This is a genomic window from Mycobacterium hubeiense (assembly GCF_002838065.1).
GTDB classification, from domain to species: domain Bacteria; phylum Actinomycetota; class Actinomycetes; order Mycobacteriales; family Mycobacteriaceae; genus Mycobacterium; species Mycobacterium hubeiense.
The window spans coordinates 1-20,035 of sequence record NZ_PIZU01000020.1 but is presented as its reverse complement, the minus strand read 5'-3'; the positions used below and the strand labels follow the sequence as shown (position 1 = coordinate 20,035).

Here is a 20,035-nt window from a genome sequence, read left to right as displayed (position 1 = left end):
TGTGATCACGAGAGTTCTAGTCGCCAACCGCGGGGAGATCGCCCGTCGCGTGTTCGCCACCTGCCGTCGCCTCGGCATCGGCACGGTGGCCGTCTACACCGATCCCGACGCCGCCGCCCCGCACGTCGCCGAGGCTGACACCCGCGTCCGACTGGAAGGCAACCACGGGTACCTCGACGCCGCGCAGCTGGTCAATGCCGCGAAGGCCGCCGGCGCCGATGCCGTACACCCCGGCTACGGATTCCTCTCGGAGAACGCGGACTTCGCCGCCGCCGTCATCGACGCGGGCCTGACGTGGGTCGGGCCGCCGGTGGCCGCGGTGCAGGCGATGGGCTCGAAGATCGAAGCCAAGAAGATGATGGCCGCGGCGGGCGTGCCGGTGCTCGAAGAACTCGACCCGGACTCGGTCACCGCCGACCAGTTGCCGGTGCTCATCAAAGCGTCGGCCGGCGGCGGCGGTCGCGGTATGCGGATTGTGCGTGAGTTGGCTGAGCTGCCAAAGCAAGTCGAGGCGGCGCGACGGGAGGCGGCGTCGGCGTTCGGCGACCCGACGGTGTTCTGCGAGCGCTATCTGGCCACCGGTCACCACGTCGAGGTGCAGGTGCTGGCCGACGCGCACGGCACGGTCTGGGCGGTGGGCGAACGCGAATGTTCGATTCAGCGCCGCCACCAGAAGATCATCGAAGAGGCACCGTCACCGCTCGTCGAACGCACACCGGGTATGCGCGCCAAGCTGTTTGACGCAGCACGGCTGGCGGCTAACGCCATCCACTACACCGGCGCGGGCACTGTCGAGTTCATGGCCGACGCGAACGGCGACTTCTTCTTCCTCGAGATGAACACCCGCCTGCAGGTCGAGCATCCGGTCACCGAGGCAACCACGGGGCTCGATCTCGTCGAGCTGCAGCTGCGGGTCGCCGACGGAGCGCGACTCGATCCGGAGCCGCCGCCGTCGCGTGGCTATTCCATCGAGGCCCGGCTGTACGCCGAAGACCCCGCGAAGAATTGGCAGCCGCAGGCCGGCACGGTGCACCGCTTTGACGTCCCCGGTGACGTCCGCGTCGACACCGGCATCGTCGACGGCTCGGTGGTCTCGATCTTCTACGACCCGATGCTGGCGAAGGTCATCTCTTATGCGCCGACCCGTGGCCAGGCCGCCGGCGTGCTGGCCGACGCGCTGGCGCGAGCCCGCATCCACGGCGTGCGCACCAACCGCGACCTGTTGGTCAACGTATTGCGCCATCCGGCCTTCCTCGATGGCGCCACCGACACCGCGTTTTTCGACACCCACGGGCTGGCCGAACTCGCGGCACCGCTGACGAACCCCAGCGCCGTCGCGCTATCGGCGGTGGCTGCGGCGCTGGCCGACGCAGCCCAAAACCGCAACAACGCACGGGTTTTCACAGCAGCGCCGAGCGGCTGGCGAAACCTGGTGTCGGGCTATCAGTCCAAGCGGTACCGCGACGCCGCCGGTGACGAGCACGACGTGCAGTATCGCTTCACCCGCACCGGCATCGAGATCCCCGGCCACGAGAACGCAACCCTGGTCGCCGCGACGCCGCAGCAGGTGGTGCTGCGCGTCGACGGCGTGGACCGGCCGTTCGACATCGACCGCCACGGCCAGGACGTGTACGTCGACTCGCCTTTGGGCCCAGTGCAATTGACCGTACTGCCCCGTTTCCCCGACCCCAGCGCCGCCGTCGCGAAGGGCTCCCTGCTGGCCCCCATGCCCGGCTCGGTGCTGCGCATCGGCGCGGCGGTGGGCGACAAGGTCAGCGCGGGCCAGCCGCTGGTGTGGCTGGAAGCCATGAAGATGGAGCACACCATCACCGCGCCCGGCGACGGTGTGCTCGTCGAACTCAACGTCGAACCCGGCCAACAGGTCGAGGTCGGCGCCGTACTTGCCCGAGTGGACAACCCCGAAGGAGATAACCAATGAGCGGCTTCGTCGAATCCGAGGAGCAGCGGGCGCTGCGCGAGGCCGTCGCGGCCATGGCGGCCAACTACGGCCAGGACTACTACCTGGAGAAGGCCCGCGCCGGCGAGCACACCACCGAATTGTGGAACGAGGCAGGCAAACTCGGCTTCATCGGAGTGAACCTGCCCGAGGAGTACGGCGGCGGCGGTGCGGGCATGTACGAGCTGAGCCTCGTGATGGAGGAGATGGCCGCCAACGGCTGCGCACTGCTGATGATGGTCGTCTCGCCGGCCATCAACGGCACGATCATCTCCAAGTTCGGCACCGAGGAGCAGAAGAAGCGCTGGATTCCCGGAATCGCCGACGGCTCGATCACCATGGCGTTCGCCATCACCGAGCCCGACGCCGGGTCCAACAGCCACCGCATCACCACCACCGCGCGCAAAGACGGCAGCGACTGGATTCTCAAGGGCCAGAAGACGTTCATCTCCGGCATCGACCAGGCGCAGGCGGTGCTCGTCGTCGGCCGTGCCTTCAAAGAGGGAGCCCACAAATTCGAATCTCTTCGCCCGGCGCTGTTCGTCGTGCCCACCGACACACCGGGTCTGAGCTGGACCAAGATCGAGATGGAGTTGATCAGCCCGGAGAGCCAGTTCCAGGTGTTCCTCGACGATGTGCGCCTGCCGGCCGACGCGCTGGTGGGGTCGGAGGACGCCGCGATCGCGCAGCTGTTCGCCGGGCTGAACCCAGAGCGGATCATGGGCGCGGCCAGCGCCGTGGGCATGGGCCGGTTCGCGATCACCAAGGCCGTCGACTACGTCAAGACCCGCCAGGTGTGGAAGGTGCCGATCGGCTCGCACCAGGGTCTGTCACATCCGTTGGCGCAGAACCACATCGAGATCGAACTCGCCAAGCTGATGATGCAGAAGGCCGCCACGCTCTACGACATGGGCGACGATATGGGCGCCGCCGAAGCCGCGAACATGGCGAAGTACGCCGCCGGTGAGGCGTCGGTGCGCGCCGTCGACCAGGCGGTCCAGTCGTTGGGCGGCAACGGGTTGACCAAGGAATACGGCATCGCCGCGGCCGTCACCGCATCGAAGCTGGCCCGCATCGCACCGGTGAGCCGGGAGATGATCCTCAACTTCGTGGCGCAGACCTCGCTGGGGCTGCCCAGGTCGTACTGATGAGCTCCCTGGTCCACTACACCGTCGAGGGCAACGTCGCACGGCTGACGTTGGACTCACCGCACAACCGCAACGCGCTGTCCACCGCGCTGGTCAACCAGTTGCATCAAGGGCTGACCGACGCCACGGAGGAGTCCGGCGTGCGCGCGGTGGTGTTGACGCACACCGGCGGAACCTTTTGCGCCGGTGCAGATCTGGCGGAGGCGGCGGGTCGCGATCCCGGCGATGTGGCTGTCGACCGGGCCCGTGAGCTCACCGACCTGCTGCGTAGGATCCTCGAGCTGCCGATGCCCGTGATCGCGGCCGTCGACGGCCATGTGCGTGCGGGCGGGCTGGGTTTGGTCGGCGCGTGCGATATCGCGGTGGCCGGCTCAAACAGCACCTTCGCGTTGACCGAGGCGCGCATCGGCGTTGCGCCGTCGATCATCTCGCTGACACTGCTGCCGAAGATGACGGCTCGCGCGGCGGGGCGCTACTTTTTGACCGGGGAGAAGTTCGGAGCGCAGGAGGCCGCGGACTTCGGGCTGATCACGCTTGCCGCCGACGACGTCACCGCCACCGTCTCGGCGTTGACGGCACAGATCGTGCGCGGCTCACCGCAGGGTCTGGCGGCGTCGAAGGCGCTGACCACCGCGGCGATCCTGGCGGCGTTCGACGAGCGGGCCGAGGAGCTGACCGAGCAGTCCGCCAAGCTGTTCACCTCCGAGGAAGCCCGCGAACGCATGTTGGCTTTTCTGCAGAAGCGCCCGCCGAACTGGGCGAATTAGAGCGCCGGCTCAATGCCCCGTGGAGGTCCCTTCGCCTGGTGTTACTACTGGCGTGGCCAGGCGCGTACGGCGCGGATAGAGTTCCAAACCGTGAAGGGGTGGATCGCGCTCAACGCGCTCTCGGTAGTCGTAATGTCTGCTGTTGGTCTCGCGCCGGAGGCTGCGGCCGATACCGTTGGACCGGAACAGGATTCGGCGTGCTCACATCAGGAGCTCAATAACACCGCTGTCTCGCCAGACGGCGTGGAACTTCGATGCGTAACCGCCGCATCGGGATTCACATGGCAAATAGCGGTACGGCTCAGACCGACCCAGCCACCACCAGACAACAAGCCTGGGTCGATTGCATGGTGTCGAACCACACGGGCGCGGAGTGCGCGCACATGATCGATGGCGCGCCTCCGCCGTCGACGGGCGCGACAGGCTCGTATATCCCTGGTACAGGAACATTCCTGGTGCCGACGGACGTGGCGCCCGGCGTGTATGAGTCGAGAGGCGGCGTTGGTGGCGGTACATGCGTTTGGACGCAGTACGCCTCGTTGAGCGGCGATCTCACGAACGTCCTCGATTCCGGATCAGCGACTGGCCCGCAGCACGCGAAGATTGTCCCCGGCAAGGGCATATTCGAGACGATTAATTGTCGGCCCTGGACACGCGTTCGGTAGCTTGTCCGCGCTGGGTGTGCAGTGACGACCGATGGCTGCTTGTCGCTCACAGGCTTAATTACTTCGTCACCAGCGAGCGAGATCATTTAGGACGGCGGCGACGAGTGTGGGATCGCCACCGGCGCCGAGGTGCTCGATAGGCGTCCGACCGCCAAAGTCCGGTTCGCCGGTGTGCATGAACGCGTCCACGGCGGCGGGATTTGCGGCGCGAGGGATGGCTGGAACGATCACGTCGAGCCCGGAAAGTAGTCTGCCGTCGATGAACTGCCACCGCGGGATACGCCAGTGGCCTCGAAAATAAAAAGACCACAAGACGTTTCGACTGAGCCGTCGCGACACGGACGAGCGGTCAATGCCCATGATCGCCGCTGCTTCCTTAGTACTTACCGAGCGCACGATTGTATCGGCGAGTTGTCGCACAGTGGCGCCAGCGCGGTGCTGGCGCTCGCCGTCAACAGTCCAGTTGTCGATGACGGCACCTGCCTCGGGTCCCACATGTCCTCGCATGAAATCTAGTTCCGATGCTGATAAAGGCGCCGCGGCCCCATGGGGAATCGCTGCCAGCGTGTTGTCGAGTTCACGCATAATGTCATCAGCCGTCAGTCCGACATTGTGCTTAGCCGGTAGTGCATCCAATGACACGGCTGAACCAACCATACGCACAAACGTAGATTGCCATGCAATTGTGTGCCTCGATTTGGCAGCACTGGCGGTGAAGAAGTGCCGTGCTACGACCCTTGGATGGGTTCTGCGACAGAATCATTGACGGGGCGGTCCGGCCCCAATGATGGCGAACTGTGAGGCCTGCGCGACCACATGCTTCTCAACTTGGCAGGCAATTGCTCCACCGCCTCCCATGGCACAAACGCGAAGTAGAGCACGAACATCGCTAGGCTGAAGAAGGCGACATTAAGATTGAGCATCATTGTCAAATGCATCACCACACCGGTGCCCAGCGCCCAGAACCGCCATCGGCGATTCCAGACAAAAATCGCGATGGCCAACTCAATCAACAGCGTGCCCCATGTCAGAACGTTGATCAAAATGGCATTGGACGCCAACCATTCTGGCGTAGTCAGTGTCGCCCATCTGCCGTCAGTACGCCACGCGAAAAACACCGCAGAACCATCTACCCAAGACCGGCCAGCCAATTTCGCTTGAACCGTCACCAAATAGATCAACGTCAATTGGACCTGCATGAGCCGAATAGGCCATGGCGCCCGCGTTTCTGCAGACCAGAACGATCCGGAACGCCTGTGCTGATCGAGTGACAGAGCCGCTCCACAGGACGACAGCGCGAGGATCAACGCGACGATAGTGAGGATCGCGTCCCCCGCATTGAATACATAGTCGCCGCGTTGGTGGAACGACTGAATCAGCACAAATACCAGGACCGCTGCTAAACGACTATGCCAACCCAAAGCCAGCGCGAGGGCCGACAACAGCAATAGCGCCCAACCGATCAGCAGGGCTCTGTCGCTGGACCAGACTTCGAAGACGCTCCACTGGTAGCCAAGCAGGGGGTACTGAGGCGCCACTCCCTGTTCGCCGAAAACCTGAAACAAGTCGGGCAGTAACGCGAGAGTCCATCCAACAGCCACGACGCCGAACGTCATTCGAACGAGACCAAACGTGTAGGCGAGCTGGGGCGTGAACCAGAAGGCACACCATCCGTCGATGAGCGCGCCGATTACCGGCCGCTGGCGTTGAACCCGCTCCATCATCGCGGCCCTGCCAGATTCTCTTGGTACAGGATCTTCATAGCGCTGGAGCGGCGACCATCCTCGCGCGGCGGTTCGTCCGGCGGCTGCAGGATCTCTGTGCGGAGGACCACCGTGACGCCGACGGCGCGCTCGTTCGGCTCCGTGAGCTGGCGTACCACCCAGCGGGCAAGTTGCGGGCGTATACGCGAGTCGAGCACAGCGGAATACCTCAGCAATAACCAGCGGTCCCACCAGCCGATGCCTTGCTCTCCGGGTTGCATCGTCCACACCCGATCCTCACCGCTGGCCATCTTGACGTGGACCTCGATTGTGTCGGCCCTCCTGATCGGGTCGGCGTACATCCCCCAGCCCTGATCTAGGCCGGCAGATACAGCGACCGGCTCAACCAGCGGCAAGAGGCTGCGCTTGATAGGCGAATCAGGCAAATTGCACGTAACGCCGACGAACAAAAACACCGCGATGAGGGCGCTGATTACAATCCTGCCGGCGCAAGATTCCTCGAATCGCTGCTGGAGAGTTGAGAGCTCGCCCACGCGCGCGCGTAGCCCCCGGTCTTTTCCGTCGCGAACAGCCACAGCTAAACCCGCCCAGGTGATACCAGAACGTGCCAGAACCCCGAGCACTCAGGTCGCTGCCTTCCAGGGCAACCTGAAATTGACGCACCGGTGTCAACGGCAAAGTCCTGTCGGTTGCTTCGGTCGGACACACCCTAGTTCACCCCTAAGCTTTAGGCATGGCGGACGTGTTGGTCACCGGCGCAACCGGAACGCTCGGCCACCGCGTGGTGCCGGAGGCGACGGCCGCCGGCCACAAAGTGCGGGCGCTGAGCCGCCGCGAGCACGTCGGCTACACCGGCGTGCACTGGGCTCGGGGCGACCTGCTGAAAGGCGACGGCCTTGACGCCGCGGTCGACGGCATCGACGTCGTCGTACATTGCGCCACCCAGCCGATCGGCAGCAAGGACGTCGTCGCCACCACCAACCTGATCGCGGCGGCCAAGCGGGCCCGCGTCGGCCACATCATCTACGTGTCGATCGTCGGCATTGACCGCATCCCGCTGCCCTACTACAAGACCAAGCTGCGCGCCGAGGAGGCGCTGGCCGCGTCGGGCGTCGGGCACACCGTGCTGCGCGCGACGCAGTTCCACGACCTGATCGCGACGATCTTCGCGATCCAGTGGTTCTCGCCGGTGCTGTGGGCGCTGCGCGGCGCGCGGTTCCAGCCCATCGACACCCATGACGTCGCGACCCGCCTCGTCGAGCTGATCGACACCGAGCCGGTCGGACGCGCGCCCGACATCGGCGGCCCGGAGGTGCACTCGCACGCCGACCTCGGACAGATGTTTCTGACGGCGCGCGGCAGTCGGCGCAAAGTAGTGGGCGTCGGCCTTCGGGGCAAGATCGTCGCGGGTTATCGTTCGGGCGCCAACCTGGTGCCGGACAACCCCGTGGGCACCGTCACGTTCGCCGATTACCTGCGCAAAGACGAATAAGTTTGGCCGTCTATCGGCTTCGCCCGCACCAGGGAGGCCACAGTTTAGCCAACGAGCTTGCATGTGCCAGCGTTCGTCGTAGGCTCAATACTGATGAGTACCTCAGCGCCGCGGAACGGTTCAATGCGTGCCGCTGACACCGATCGCATTCAAGTGGCGCATTTGCTGACCGATGCCGCGGCACAGGGTCAGCTCCCGATGACCGAGTACGAGGAGCGGCTCACCAAGGCCTACGCGGCGCAGACCTACGACGAACTCGAGCGGCTCAGCTCCGATCTTCCCGGCGCGCTGACGTCCCGGCGAACCAGCGGGCCGTGTCGGCCGGCGCCGTCGACTCTGCTGTTGGCGATCATGAGCGGCTTCGAGCGCCGCGGCCGGTGGAACGTGCCCAAGCGGCTGACGACATTCGCGCTGTGGGGCGGCGGTGTGGTGGATCTGCGGTACGCCGATTTCACCTCACCCGAGGTGGAGATCCACGCCTACTCGATCATGGGTGGGCAGACGATCCTGGTGCCGCCCGAGGTGAACGTCGATCTGCACGGGCACGGCGTGATGGGCAATTTCGACAACAGCGTCGAAGGGCAGGGCTCCCCCGGCGCGCCGTGCGTGAAGATTCGCGGCTTCTCGCTGTGGGGCAGCGTAGCGGTCAAGCGCAAGAAGCGGCGCATGCAGTCGCCGTAGCTTTCTTTCCGGCTTATGCCGAGGATCGAAGCCAGTATGTGGCACGAAACCTAGGCATAACTCTTCGCGCTTGCGGTGCAAGGGCTTTGACGAACAAGGCGATCGCCGAACGGCCGCGAGGAAGCTGAAAACGACAGCGGCCCCCTCCGATTGGAGAGGGCCGAAGTCGTGGTGCGATTGGTTACTCGGAGCCACCGCCGGAGCCGGAGCCACCGCCGGAGTCGCTGTCGCCGCTATCGGCGCCAGCGCCAGCCTTGCTGGCTTCGGCGTTCGCCTTCCGGTCTGCCGCGCGGGCCTCGGCGCGTTCCTTGCGCTCGGCGGCGCGCTCGGCAGCCTGTTCCTTGCGCTCCGCAGCGCGTTCCTCGGCGGCCGCCTTACGCTCGGCAGCTTTCGCCTTCCAGCTATCGGTGGCGTCGCTCTCTTCGTCAGCGTCGGCCGACGTCTTGGCGGGGTTGAGGGCGTTCTCGATGGCGCCGTCAATGCCGTCGAACGTCTTGCTGACGTTTTCAGTGAGATCGCTCCAGCTGCCGAGACGCGGAGTCGTCGCCTCCTCAGCCTCAGGCTCCGTTTCCTCCACCAGGACCTCGGGCTCGTCAACCTTCTCCTCGACCGCAGCCTTCGGCTTCGGGAAAAGGTTGAAGCTCAACGGATTCTCAGTGGACGCGGAGAAGTCAACGAGCGAAGTGGGCTTCTTCCAGAACCTTGGATCGGACTGCTCCTCAGCCTCAGCACCTGCCAGCAACGAAGCGTCCTCGGATTCGACGGACTCCGTCGCCGCGAAGGGAAATGCCCCGCTGATCGCATCGATCACAACTTGGGCAGCGGCAAATACGCCCTCGGTGAGGAGCGCCTCCGTAACGTCACCCACTAGGCCTAGGGGCTCGGTGACTTCAATCGCCAGTTCGAAGAGTGTCCCGACTGGGTCGAGAACCGCGTTGACGATCTCCTCCGGCACACCAGCAGCTACGGCTAGGACCGCGGCGGTCATTACTGGGCCGGTCTCGTACAGGAGATTGTCGATGATTGTGCCTGAGAAGATCGTCTGATCGCCGAGGTAATAGGCAACCCCGGTGACGGTGCCCGCACATACCGCCCCGTCTGCACCGCAATCGCCGCTCCCGTCGCCGGTGACGATCCCGCCGTAGCCTTCAAGAAATGCTTCCGTAAGTCCTTCCAAGGTGACGGCTAATAGTCGGTATTGCTCGACTGACAACTGCTTCTTCGCCGGTGCCGGCGCGGCCGCCCGCACCTCGATGTCCCGGCTGAAGTCGACCGCTGGCATCGCGGCGACGATGGCGCCAGCACTCGCGAGTGCAACGCCGCTGATGAGGTATGGCCGAATTGCCATGTGATCTGCTCCCTTTGGGATGGCCTGTGCGGGTGGACAAAGCCTACTGATAGGCGCCTGAACGGGTTCTGAGAAACTCTAAGGCTTGGTTTGCCCCACAGCAAGCGCAACGAGCGCGATGACCTTAGCTGATAGCGCCACCGCGCCCGGCCGACCGTGATGATGCTTCGAATCGCGTCCTTGGTGGCATCGCATCGGCAACAACAAATTAGCCAGCTAGTTCCGCCCTTACAGCACCACCACCGTGGATCGCAACCTTTAGACTCTTACGGGCAAGCAAATTCTCAGTGACAAAGTCGCAGCTTGCAACTACCGGTCTGACGCCGACCGCTGAATGTTTGCTAACCACTCTTGGCTGCCTTGCGGGTCGCTCACTCGCCGCAGAAACTTCGCTGAACGGCGCCGGTATCCGTAGTCACTTCGCCGGTGCGGACGTCAGGCGCAGATACCCGAGCCCATAGGGCTCCAATACCACGTCAGATGACCAGCCTGGTTGACCACTCCTCACGAACTCGCCAGTCAGGGCCACGGCCTTGACGACTTTTGCCTGCTTTTCGAACACCATCAGGCTTCCCGACGAGCTGTAATACTTGTCGCGAAACACGCGGGCGCCCACCACTTCCTCGACATGCTCCCGCGAATCCCCTTCGTAGAAGACGTGAACCTCGTCCCAATCAAAGTCAGTGAGATCACGCAGGCGGGCAGACTGCCCACGCTCACTGAGTTCCGACAGTTTCGCCTCGAGCGGGTCGTCGAATGTGAGTTCCACCGAGGGTGTGCTCCACGGGCCGCAGCCCGCGACTGTGATCATCATCAGCACGGCGCAAAACATCCCGATCGAGGTCCGCGCCAGTTGTCTGGCCATGCTCAAAATCCCCTCGGTACGTTGGCATACTCGCCAGCCGGTCCGGGATCGTAGCGCGCCGCGAACCGGCCTTGTCGGCTGCGTGAATCACGTTGCGCTGTCGATATTTCGATCACAGGGGCCTCGGCTTACGCGTCGCAGCTAGCTGCTAACCGACCGCTACGCGATGCCTTCCTTGACCATTTGGTCAATTTCATCGGCGGATTTGAAAATCAGATGGCTGAAAATTGTTGCTACTGGTTCCATCAACACCGCACGCCCGTCGGGTGTGCGAAGTTCGTAGATTCCTTCTTTGATCGGTATGAATTGGATATTGGAATTGTGTCCAAGCGAGTAGAGCTTCGGACCAAGCCGGGGCCGTCGCAGCACATTCCGTGCGGTCGACGACCATTGCCAGATCAGATACTTTTCGGCGAGCTCAAAGGTTGTAAACTTGGCCGTGTCCGTGTGTAGTTGGCCACGATCATCGACGGTGTCGATGGTCCACCAGCCGCCGCTGTGCCTTAGATGAAACGAGAAGTCCTCTGACGTGAAGCGGACCTCGCCATCCGAACGAGCATCCGACACTTGCGGATTCGTCAATCCCGCTAAGCCTGCCCAATACAGCCAACTCGCCGACAAAGGCGAGAAATCGGTTGAGTCACTCATGCAAATCCTTGAGAAACCCTGAGTCAAGCAATTCGTTCACCGGCGCATTTTTTCCGTCTGGTCCTATGATCCGGTATTGGATGCCGCCACCCGGTTGATGAAACCAAGGCGCCACTTCAGATTGCTCAATGCGGAATCCCGGCGGGAGCTTTGTCGGGTCGTCGACCACGTACTGATAGTACGGTTTGGCGGCACTATCTGGAGGTAGTGCTCGTTCCGGGAATGGAGTCCCATCTGGAGACAACCAAGACCCAAACGGACTCCCGAAACGGTCGATGGCGGTACCCCTTGGTATCTCGGCGTTGTCAACGACCGTACCGGGTACCGCGTACGGCTTGCTGGGCAAACTGTCATCGGGATAGATCAGGCTGCCGTCGGGCTTGGTGAATTCCGGTCCTGGCGGTATCGGGTCGTATCCGTCGAACAGCGGCGAGTCTGGAGGTAACGGCGGAGGCGGCGTATCGGCTGCGATCGCAGGTGCGCTGTGGTGACTCGGTACATCCGCGAGCGGAGTCGGGTGATCGATTGTTCCTGCGGGCGTTGGACTATCGATGAGTTCATGCGGGATAGCCCGGCTGGCGAGGGCACCTTCGCCGCCCACGACAAGACCGGGTGCGGCGATGGCGGCGTCGGCGGATCGCTCTCCCAAGTAGTAGGCCAAACTCGGCGAGTCCATCGCGTGTTTGACTTCATCGACCGCGGTGCCTATCGGGTCAGCGAACTGATCGTTGATGCCTTTGGCCATCTCGCGCCAGGATTCGAGGACACCGGGTGCGCCCGGTCCTCCCTGCCCCAACAGCTCTTTGATTTTTTGCTCGGTGCCAAACCAGCGGTCGGCGAACCCCTCGCCGAAACCCGGTGCGGGCATCTTGTCGGGCTTTGGCGGTGTGTAAGCCGGCAGCGGGCGCTGGGCCGCGGCAACCATCGCGTCGAGCCGCGCCTCGATCTGATCGGCCGGTACGCCGTCACGTAGCATCGCTTGGCGCGCAACAGCTTTGAACTGTTCCACTTTGGCCGGGTCCAATCGCACCGGCACAACGGGGCCGCCCGCTGCTGAATCACCGGGAGCCGCTGATTGTTGGTCGGGTTGCCCGGCGAGCTGATCGAGCGCACCGTCGAGACTGTTGGGCGACGACGGTGACTCGTCGGGCTTCGACGGTTTCCGTTCACCGTCTTCGGGCAGCAGCAGGTCCTCCAATGAAGACGCCGTCTTCACCACACGCTCGGTTCCTGCGGCGGAGGTGATCGCGCCCGCAAGCTCTGTATCGACTCGTTCACCTTCGGCCAGGGCCTTCGCGATGCGTGCCTGTAGATCGGCGACCTTGGCCGCCACCTGCGCGGCGTACTCCTCGGTCATGTAGCTGGTGTCAGGAGGTACCACCTGATTAGTGGTTTCGTTGATCTCGACCGCCGGCGGTTGGGCTGCGTCGTCGAGAATGCCTTTGATCGACTCGGCCAGAGCTTCGGCGTCCTGGCCGGCGTGTTCCATCGCGGTGGCGGCTTTGCCTAGGTTCTCGGCCACCGCATCGTGGTCACGGGCCGTCGCCTCCATCGCGCTCTTGGCCGCGTCGGCGCCCTGCCCTTCCCAGGCGGACACCTTGATCAGCGAGCGGTAGAAGTCCCCCGAGCTCGTGTGGTTGGCCGCGGCGTCGCGGGCCGACCTGGCGAGGTCGTCGATTTCGGGAGGCCACTCTCGCAACTCCCGCAGATTCAACGACACAACCTCAGCTCAACCCGGCACCGGCTTCGTCGATCTCGCCGGCGCTGTCGCTATCGGTGCTCACATAAGCGCGCGCCGCCTCACGGTGACCCTGCGCGTGGTTGGCGAACTGCGTGGCGAACCGCGCGCCGTCGGCCTCCCACGCCGCGAGCATCCCCGGCAACGCGGCCGCCGCCAGGCCCGACCCGAGGGATGCCTTGCCTGCCCGCGAACACGCCGCCTCCAGTGCGGACTGAAACCCGCCGGCGTGACTGTCGAGCTGATCCGCCGTTAGTTGCAGCTTGCTTGGATCGACCTTCAACGGCTCACCCGGACTCGTCACAACACCCCCTCAGCAAACCTGATACTCATAGCAGAATAGCATCACCAAGCCCGCTAACAGATACGACAACGGGCTAGCTCGGGAACGCGGCCCCTCCTGGCAAAGCTGAGCGAATCGGCCCCTAATCGCCACCGGCGTCGCCGCCGGGACTGCTGTCGTCGTCGCCATCCTCGCCGCCAGTCACACTGTTCCTGAGGCGGTCCAGGCCCAGCTTGACTGCATCCGCGATCGGGCGCGCGCTGCCCGCAGATGTGGTCCGCTCACTCGACGCCCTCGGCGTGAAGTTGAGACTGTCCCGCACCTCGCTGCGAGCCCTGCGGTTGACCGCCGTCGTCGACTCGTTCGTCGAGTCGTCATCCAGCGTCGACAACCCTTCCCGCACCCCGTCGGTGAAATCGTTGACGAACTTCACCGTCTCGCGCGGCCGCGGAATCACCCGCGCCGGAACGTATTCGCCCGGATCGGCAAACGGGTCATTCGACGGATACCCGTAGTCGACCACCGCCCGCAGCGCGGGGTCGATGGCGTTGGCCAGCCGCACTCCCGGCTCGCCCAGGTTGCGCAGCGGCCGCGTCAGTGGAAGATCCTCCGACTCGTACGAGATGTACGTCGTCTCCCCCACCACCTCGACGCGCGCGATGCCCGATTCCGTCTGCACCCGGCACGGGTTCGAGTTGGTGCAGTTCTGCGCATCCAGCGGGCGCCCGTCGACCGCCGTGCCCTCGAGGTTGCCGTCGGCGTCCACCGGCAAGTCAACCTCGCTTTGATTCAGCCGACGGTCCAGGTACGCGGCCAACGAGTTGGCCATCGCCACCCCGTTCCACACATACGCCGGCGTGTTTCCGTTGATGTCGTACTCGTAGCCGACATCGATGACCGCAGCACCCGGCGACGTCGGCGTCGGAATCGGGTTGACCCCGATCACTGCGAACACCGGATACCTGGTGCCGAAGCCGCCATTGGGCCGGGCCACGTTGTTGTCGAGCACATACAGCGTGTCCGTCAGCGCCGGATCATTCGAGCCGACGACGTCCATGTACGTCAGCAGCAGGCTGATGTTGGCCGCGCCCCAGCCCGACGACAGCGCGACGTTGTCCTCGCCGCGGTTGTCCGCCAGCGCCTGATACACCCCGAACGGGCCCGTGAAGAAGTTGACCGTGACGATGTCGTCTTGCAGGAACTTCCCGCGGTAGAAGTCTTGGATGCCTTCGCCCGTCGGGTTGGTGGAGCTGCCCTCGACGACCAGCGCCGCCAGCTCCACGTCCGACCCGGGTGTCGTCGCCACCACGCCCGTCACCGCCGCAGCCGTCGCCACCGCGACGATGCTGCTGAGGACCTTGGCCTGAGTCAGCGGGATGATGCGCCGAAGCTACCGCACCGCGCGGGCGGGCGCGGGCAAACTAACGACGACTCGAGATCGGCGCAATCGCCTCAGCGACGCCGTCTCGACCGCAGGTAGTCGCCCACGACTGCGGCGCCCAGCCCATCTAGATCGGGCACCACGACGCGTCCCTCCACCCGCCGCGCCACCTGGTCGATGAAGCGGGCCAGGCCGGGATCGCTGCCCAGCCGGAAGATCGTCACCTGCGCGCCCAGCCGGGCGACGTCGTCGAACCCCTTGACGGTGTGCGCGATCGTGCGTGGATGTGGCGGGTAATCAAAGAACACCGCCGACCCGTCGCCGTCGAAGTCCTCGAGGTGGGCAGTCGGCTCACCGTCGGTGACCACCAGCACCACCGGCTGCGCGTTGGGGTGACGACGCAGGTGCCGGCCGGCGAGTGCCAGCGCGTGATGCAGGTTGGTGCCCTGCTCGTACACGCCTTCCAGCCCGGTCAGCTCGGCGGCCGTCACAGTGCGCGCGTAGCGCCCAAAAGCGATGATCTGCAACACATCCGAGCGGAAGCGGGTGCTCACCAGATGGTTCAGCGCCAGCGCCGTGCGCTTCATCGGCAGCCACCGGTTCTCCATCACCATCGAGAACGAGGTGTCCACCAGCAGCGCGACCGCGGCCTGCGTGCGCGTCTCGGTCTCGGAGATCTCGACGTCCTCGACGGTGAACCGGACCGGCCGCTCGGTGACGCCCGTTCCGGATTGCCGCAGGATCGCGTTGGTCAACGTCCGGGTGACATTCCACGGCTCGGTGTCGCCGAACTGCCACGGCCGCGTCGCGCCCGTGAGTTCACCGGCCGCACCGGCACGGCGGGTGTCACGCTCGCCGTGTCGACCCGAAAGTTGTTGCGCCACATCGCGTAGTGCGGTCTGCCCGAGCTGGCGCATCGCCTTGGGCGATAGCCGCCACTGCCCGTCGGATCCGCGGTCCAAAAAGCCCTGGTTCACCAACGCGCGCTCGAGTTCGGCCAGCGTGCGCGCGTCGATCGCCGCGTCGTCGCCGAGCTGACGGGCCAGCGCCTCGAGGTCGACGTCGTCCATGGTGGCGCCGGCGTAGCTCTGCGACAGCTGCTCGGCCAGCTGCTCGAGCTCGCCGATGTCGGCCAGCGCCTGCGCGCCCTCGCCCATGCCCAGCGGGTTGTCGCCGGAGAACCGCGATGAGCCCGTCCAGTCCTCGCCCGGCCGGGCGGCCTGCAGATGCGCATCCAGCCTGTTCAGCGCATTCATCAGCGACGGCGAGCCAAATGCCTGCTGCGCCAACGCATCCAACTCCGCGCGCTGCTCGGGCGAGAGGCTGTTGCGGAACCGCTGCGCGGCGGCCGCACGCTGCGCCAGCGAATCCAGCAGCTCCTCCACATTGCGCGGGTTCTCCGGGAAGAAGTCGCCGTGCTTGGCCATGAAATCGTCGAAGTCGGCCTGCGTGTCCTCACCGCGGGCGTGCTTGTCCAGCAGGTCATTCAGGTCGTCGAGCATGTCGGTGACGCGCTGACGATCCTCGTCGGTGGCGTTCTCCAGCGCCTGCTTCATCCCGGCGAAGCGCTGATCGAGCATCTCGCGACCGAGCAGATCCTTGATCTGCTCATACTTTTCGCGCGCCTCCGGCGAGCGCCAGTCGTAGTCCGACAGCTCCTGCACGGCCTTGGCCGGCGACGAGGGCAGCGATTCGATCTGCATCTCGGCGAAGCGTGCGTCGTCGTCCAGCGCGCGGGCCAGCTCCTTGCGTTCGGCCAGCACCGCCTCGTCGAGCAGCTTCTTAATCTCCTGCAGCGTGCCGTCGAGATTGTTGCGGCTCAACAGTTCCCGTCGTCGCCGATTCACCTCGGCGGCCAGCCGGTCGGCGCCCCGCATGTTCTGGGTGCCGCGTCGCATCAGCTCGGACAGGGCCCGCCTGGGCGACGACCCCTCCATCACGTCCTGGCCGATCTGCTCCAACGCCTCGCGCAGGTCGACCGGCGGCGCCAGCGGGTCGGGCCCGCCGGTGTACGCCGAATACCGAGCCGACCGCCCGTGGCGGTGTTTAGCCATAGACCGTTTCGCCTTCTCCCGACACCTTGTCGATCCGCTTGGCCAAATACAGTGCCTCCAAGGCCAATTCGATCGCGGCGGCGCGTTGGCCGTCGGTCTGCGCGCCCAGCCTGCGCTGGATCTCGGCGACCGCGGGCACCTCCGGCAGCGCGGCCAGCACCTCACGGGCCGACACCCGCTCGCCCGTCGTCACCGGTGAACCGTTCTCCACCGCGGTGACGATCGGCGCCACGTCGATGCCGCCGAGCAGCCGCTGCGCGGTGTCGGCCGTCGCGCGCCGCAGCAGATGCTCGAGCACCGCCTGTTCGCGGCCCTCCTCGCCGGTCTCGAATTCCAGCTTGCCGCGCAGCACGTCGATCACGGTCTCCAGGTCGACGACGCGGGCCACCGCCTCCTGTTCGCCCAGCACGGCCGCGCGGTGCCGCGCCGCGGCCGCGACCGTCTCGGCCGCCGCGATGCCGAACCGCGCCGACACGCCCGAACGCTGGTCGATCGAATTCGACTCGCGCAGATAGCGCGCGAACCGGGCCAGCACCTGCAACAGATACTCGGGCACCTCGGCCGCCAAGTGGGCCTCCTGCGTGATGACCCCCACCTCGGCGTCGAGCTGCAGCGGGTAGTGCGTGCGGATCTCGGCGCCGAAGCGGTCCTTGAGCGGGGTGATGATGCGCCCGCGGTTGGTGTAGTCCTCGGGGTTGGCGCTGGCGACGACGACGACGTCGAGCGGCAGCCGCAGCGTGTAACCACGCACCTGAATGTCGCGCTCCTCCATCACGTTGAGCATCGACACCTGGATGCGCTCGGCGAGATCGGGCAGCTCGTTGACCGCGACGATGCCGCGATGCGCCCGCGGGATCAGGCCGTAGGCGATGGTTTCCGGGTCGCCCAGGCTGCGGCCCTCGGCGACCTTGACGGGGTCGATGTCGCCGACCAGATCGGCCACGCTGGTGTCGGGCGTGGCCAGCTTCTCGGTGTAGCGCTCGCTGCGGTGCCGCCAGGCCACCGGCAGGTCGTCGCCCAGCTCGGCGGCGCGGCGCATCGACTCCGGGGTGATCGGCGTGTATGGGTGCTCGCCCAGTTCGGAGCCGGCGATCACCGGCGTCCACTCGTCGAGCAGGCCGGTCAGCGCGCGCAGCAGCCGCGTCTTGCCCTGGCCGCGCTCACCGAGCAGCACCACGTCGTGCCCGGCGATCAGCGCCCGTTCCAGCTGCGGGATGACGGTGTCCTCGAACCCGAGGATGCCCGGCCACACGTCGCGGCCCTCCGCCAACGCGGCCAGCAAGTTCTCCCGAATTTCCTGTTTGACGCCCCGCTCGCGATGACCGGAGGCTTTGAGCTCGCCCACGGTCCGGGGCAGATCATGAGGTTGGGTCACCACTCCACGCTACGACGGCTGTCGAGTGCAGGCAGTGCTACCCGGGCCTACCTGGTCGGCACGTGCTCGAACTGACGCCGCTGCCGGTAGTCTGCGGCCATGCCGTTGGCTAGCGGGGAAGTCTTCGCGGGGTACACCATCGTCCGACTGGTGGGCTCCGGCGGAATGGGTGAGGTGTACCTCGCCAAGCATCCGAGGCTGCCCCGCGAGGACGCCCTGAAGGTGCTGCCCGCGTCCTACAGCTCCGACGACGAGTTCCGGCAGCGCTTCAGCCGGGAGGCCGACCTGGCCGCCACGTTGTGGAACCCGCACATCGTCGGGGTGCACGACCGCGGCGAGTTCGAGGGCCGGCTGTGGATCTCGATGGATTACGTCGACGGCCCCGACGCCGCCCAGCTGCTGGCGGAAAAGTATCCCAACGGCATGCCTCCCGACGACGTCATCGAGATCGTGGCCGCCGTCGCCGAGGCGCTCGACTACGCACATCAAAAACAGCTGCTGCACCGCGACGTCAAGCCGGGCAACATCCTGATCGCCAACCCCGATCACGGGAAGCGGCGAATCCTCTTGGCGGACTTCGGCATCGCGCGACACGCCGACGATGTCAGCGATTTGACCGCCGCCAACATCACCGTCGGCTCGATGTCCTACGCCTCGCCCGAACAGCTGATGGGCAAACAGCTCGACGGCCGCGCCGACCAGTATTCGTTGGCCGCCACCGCTTTTCGATTGTTCACCGGTGTTCGCCCGTTCTCCCACAGCAACCCCGCGGTCGTCATCAGCCATCACCTCAACAGCCCGCCGCCGCAGCTGGCGTCCATCAATCCCGAACTGCGGGTGTTCGATCCGGTGATGTTGAAGGCGCTGGCCAAGAACCCCGAAGACCGGTTCAACACCTGCCACGAGTTCGCGATGGCGCTCGCCGACGCGCCGGCGATGGCACCGGCCGAGCCCGCACCCCCGCCGCCGCCTCCCCCGCCGGCGCCCCCGCCACCTGCTCCGGCTGCGCCTGTGCCGCCTCCCCCGGAAGTCGCTCCCGCCGCGGACACCGAACCGCTGCGCGTGCCGACCGGCGTGCCGCCCGTTCATCACGGCGCCCCAACGGGTTTCGGCCCGTCGTGGGCGCCGCCGAGCCGTCCGCCCGTCGACCATGGCATCCGCGCGCAGCCCCCGAAACCGCCGGGCGACAACCGCCGCATCTTCATCATCGCCGGTGCCGCCGCGGCCGTCCTCGCGCTGGTGGTCACCCTCGTCCTGGTGAACAGCGGAGGGTCCGAACCCTCGGAACCAATCGCGACGCCCACCACCACACCAACGACGACGACGGCCTCACCCCCGCCGCGGCTGCCGGGTGGCCGCGCCTACACCATCGCCGACTACATCCGCGACAACCGCCTCGTCGAGGCGCCGGTGCACCGCGGCGATCCGGGCGCTCCCGTGCTGACGCTGCCCACCCCGCCGGGCTGGGCCGACGCGGGGCGGGCCACACCGCCACGGGCCTACGCGGCAATCGTCAATGCCGCGACGCCGCCGCCGGATTCACCGTCGGTGGTGGCGATCATGTCCAAGCTCATCGGCGACTTCGACCCCTCCAAAATCCTGGAGTACGCACCCAACGCGCTGAAGAATCTGCCGGGGTTCCGGATCAACGGCAACGTGTCGACGAGCACCGTCGCCGGGTTCGACGCCGTGCAGGTCGGCGGCACCTACCTCAAAGACGGTAAGCCTCGGGCGATCATCCAGAAGACCGTGGTGATCGATTCCCCCACAGGGCTTTACGGGCTGCAGCTCAACGGCGATGCGCTCGACCGCGACTATCAGATGCTGGCCGACGTCTTCAAGGCCATCGACCAGGACGCCACGATCACCACCTAGTGGTGTGTCTCATAAATAAATGATGTGTTGTTCG

General features: G+C 65.5%; 18 protein-coding genes. 7 read left to right on the top strand and 11 right to left on the bottom strand.

Annotation, left to right across the window (positions count from 1 at the left end; genetic code table 11):
* Position 1: 1 nt before the first annotated feature.
* From CWS39_RS16150 to CWS39_RS30445, 4 genes are all read left to right on the top strand, one after another.
* Positions 2 to 1,939, top strand: a complete 1,938-nt coding sequence (locus tag CWS39_RS16150; RefSeq protein WP_102143948.1) for an ATP-binding protein — start codon at positions 2 to 4, stop codon at positions 1,937 to 1,939.
* Positions 1,936 to 3,105 carry an acyl-CoA dehydrogenase family protein gene (locus CWS39_RS16145; protein ID WP_102143947.1) on the top strand — a complete coding sequence of 390 codons (1,170 nt, stop codon included), beginning with the start codon at positions 1,936 to 1,938 and terminating at the stop codon, positions 3,103 to 3,105. The genes CWS39_RS16150 and CWS39_RS16145 overlap by 4 nt, the downstream gene beginning before the upstream one ends.
* A complete protein-coding gene (locus tag CWS39_RS16140; protein WP_102143946.1) occupies positions 3,105 to 3,872 on the top strand; it encodes an enoyl-CoA hydratase family protein in 768 nt (255 codons plus the stop codon). The genes CWS39_RS16145 and CWS39_RS16140 overlap by 1 nt, the downstream gene beginning before the upstream one ends.
* A 254-nt stretch (positions 3,873 to 4,126) precedes the next feature.
* Positions 4,127 to 4,537 carry an Rv1352/Rv1906c domain-containing protein gene (locus tag CWS39_RS30445; protein WP_488801390.1) on the top strand — a complete coding sequence of 137 codons (411 nt, stop codon included), beginning with the start codon at positions 4,127 to 4,129 and terminating at the stop codon, positions 4,535 to 4,537.
* A gap of 66 nt (positions 4,538 to 4,603) precedes the next feature.
* On the opposite strand, the gene CWS39_RS16135 is transcribed toward CWS39_RS30445, so the two are convergent.
* From CWS39_RS16135 to CWS39_RS16125, 3 genes are all read right to left on the bottom strand, one after another.
* Positions 4,604 to 5,194: a DNA-binding protein gene (locus CWS39_RS16135; protein WP_102143945.1), complete on the bottom strand. Its 591-nt coding sequence runs from the start codon at positions 5,192 to 5,194 to the stop codon at positions 4,604 to 4,606.
* Between the two features lie 71 nt (positions 5,195 to 5,265).
* The gene (locus CWS39_RS16130) at positions 5,266 to 6,261 is read right to left on the bottom strand and encodes an HTTM domain-containing protein (protein ID WP_102143944.1); all 996 of its coding nucleotides are present in this window, start codon (positions 6,259 to 6,261) and stop codon (positions 5,266 to 5,268) included.
* Positions 6,258 to 6,836: a hypothetical protein gene (locus CWS39_RS16125; RefSeq protein ID WP_142386857.1), complete on the bottom strand. Its 579-nt coding sequence runs from the start codon at positions 6,834 to 6,836 to the stop codon at positions 6,258 to 6,260. The genes CWS39_RS16130 and CWS39_RS16125 overlap by 4 nt, the downstream gene beginning before the upstream one ends.
* Before the next feature lie 158 nt (positions 6,837 to 6,994).
* On the opposite strand from CWS39_RS16125, the gene CWS39_RS16120 reads away from it, so the two are divergent.
* A complete protein-coding gene (locus tag CWS39_RS16120; RefSeq protein ID WP_102143942.1) occupies positions 6,995 to 7,753 on the top strand; it encodes an SDR family oxidoreductase in 759 nt (252 codons plus the stop codon).
* Between the two features lie 93 nt (positions 7,754 to 7,846).
* Positions 7,847 to 8,434, top strand: a complete 588-nt coding sequence (locus tag CWS39_RS16115; protein WP_102143941.1) for a DUF1707 SHOCT-like domain-containing protein — start codon at positions 7,847 to 7,849, stop codon at positions 8,432 to 8,434.
* Positions 8,435 to 8,615: 181 nt separating this feature from the next.
* Here the strand turns inward: CWS39_RS16115 and CWS39_RS16110 are convergent, their stop codons facing one another.
* The 8 genes from CWS39_RS16110 to CWS39_RS16075 form a co-directional block, all read right to left on the bottom strand.
* On the bottom strand, positions 8,616 to 9,782 hold the full coding sequence (locus CWS39_RS16110) for a hypothetical protein (protein WP_142386856.1): 1,167 nt from the start codon (positions 9,780 to 9,782) through the stop codon (positions 8,616 to 8,618).
* 415 nt (positions 9,783 to 10,197) lie between these two features.
* A complete protein-coding gene (locus CWS39_RS16105) occupies positions 10,198 to 10,647 on the bottom strand; it encodes a hypothetical protein (RefSeq protein ID WP_233213536.1) in 450 nt (149 codons plus the stop codon).
* Between the two features lie 159 nt (positions 10,648 to 10,806).
* A complete protein-coding gene (locus CWS39_RS16100; RefSeq protein WP_142386855.1) occupies positions 10,807 to 11,295 on the bottom strand; it encodes an Imm61 family immunity protein in 489 nt (162 codons plus the stop codon).
* A complete protein-coding gene (locus CWS39_RS16095) occupies positions 11,288 to 13,015 on the bottom strand; it encodes a glycohydrolase toxin TNT-related protein (RefSeq protein WP_488801389.1) in 1,728 nt (575 codons plus the stop codon). The genes CWS39_RS16100 and CWS39_RS16095 overlap by 8 nt, the downstream gene beginning before the upstream one ends.
* A 4-nt stretch (positions 13,016 to 13,019) precedes the next feature.
* Positions 13,020 to 13,337 (bottom strand): DUF6507 family protein, encoded by a 318-nt coding sequence (locus CWS39_RS16090; RefSeq protein WP_102143938.1) that lies wholly within the window; start codon positions 13,335 to 13,337, stop codon positions 13,020 to 13,022.
* Between the two features lie 121 nt (positions 13,338 to 13,458).
* Positions 13,459 to 14,652: a PE-PPE domain-containing protein gene (locus CWS39_RS16085; RefSeq protein WP_233213535.1), complete on the bottom strand. Its 1,194-nt coding sequence runs from the start codon at positions 14,650 to 14,652 to the stop codon at positions 13,459 to 13,461.
* Positions 14,653 to 14,768: 116 nt separating this feature from the next.
* Positions 14,769 to 16,751: a vWA domain-containing protein gene (locus tag CWS39_RS16080; protein ID WP_102143936.1), complete on the bottom strand. Its 1,983-nt coding sequence runs from the start codon at positions 16,749 to 16,751 to the stop codon at positions 14,769 to 14,771.
* Complete coding sequence (locus tag CWS39_RS16075) at positions 16,744 to 18,126, bottom strand: sigma 54-interacting transcriptional regulator (protein ID WP_199178145.1); 1,383 nt, start codon at positions 18,124 to 18,126, stop codon at positions 16,744 to 16,746. The genes CWS39_RS16080 and CWS39_RS16075 overlap by 8 nt, the downstream gene beginning before the upstream one ends.
* A 99-nt stretch (positions 18,127 to 18,225) precedes the next feature.
* Between CWS39_RS16075 and CWS39_RS16070 the strand changes: the two genes are divergently transcribed.
* On the top strand, positions 18,226 to 20,001 hold the full coding sequence (locus tag CWS39_RS16070; protein ID WP_102143934.1) for an LpqN/LpqT family lipoprotein: 1,776 nt from the start codon (positions 18,226 to 18,228) through the stop codon (positions 19,999 to 20,001).
* Positions 20,002 to 20,035: the final 34 nt, after the last annotated feature.

What these genes read in the sequence shown, in the direction of transcription:
- CWS39_RS16140 (WP_102143946.1), top strand. Translation starts at nt 3,105, where the DNA reads ATGAGCTCCCTGGTCCACTACACCGTCGAGGGCAACGTCGCACGGCTG.
- CWS39_RS16135 (WP_102143945.1), bottom strand. Translation starts at nt 5,194, where the DNA reads ATGGTTGGTTCAGCCGTGTCATTGGATGCACTACCGGCTAAGCACAAT.
- CWS39_RS16120 (WP_102143942.1), top strand. Translation starts at nt 6,995, where the DNA reads ATGGCGGACGTGTTGGTCACCGGCGCAACCGGAACGCTCGGCCACCGC.
- CWS39_RS30445 (WP_488801390.1), top strand. Translation starts at nt 4,127, where the DNA reads ATGCGTAACCGCCGCATCGGGATTCACATGGCAAATAGCGGTACGGCT.
- CWS39_RS16100 (WP_142386855.1), bottom strand. Translation starts at nt 11,295, where the DNA reads ATGAGTGACTCAACCGATTTCTCGCCTTTGTCGGCGAGTTGGCTGTAT.
- CWS39_RS16130 (WP_102143944.1), bottom strand. Translation starts at nt 6,261, where the DNA reads ATGATGGAGCGGGTTCAACGCCAGCGGCCGGTAATCGGCGCGCTCATC.
- CWS39_RS16115 (WP_102143941.1), top strand. Translation starts at nt 7,847, where the DNA reads ATGAGTACCTCAGCGCCGCGGAACGGTTCAATGCGTGCCGCTGACACC.
- CWS39_RS16080 (WP_102143936.1), bottom strand. Translation starts at nt 16,751, where the DNA reads ATGGCTAAACACCGCCACGGGCGGTCGGCTCGGTATTCGGCGTACACC.
- CWS39_RS16145 (WP_102143947.1), top strand. Translation starts at nt 1,936, where the DNA reads ATGAGCGGCTTCGTCGAATCCGAGGAGCAGCGGGCGCTGCGCGAGGCC.
- CWS39_RS16105 (WP_233213536.1), bottom strand. Translation starts at nt 10,647, where the DNA reads ATGGCCAGACAACTGGCGCGGACCTCGATCGGGATGTTTTGCGCCGTG.
- CWS39_RS16110 (WP_142386856.1), bottom strand. Translation starts at nt 9,782, where the DNA reads ATGGCAATTCGGCCATACCTCATCAGCGGCGTTGCACTCGCGAGTGCT.
- CWS39_RS16070 (WP_102143934.1), top strand. Translation starts at nt 18,226, where the DNA reads ATGCCGTTGGCTAGCGGGGAAGTCTTCGCGGGGTACACCATCGTCCGA.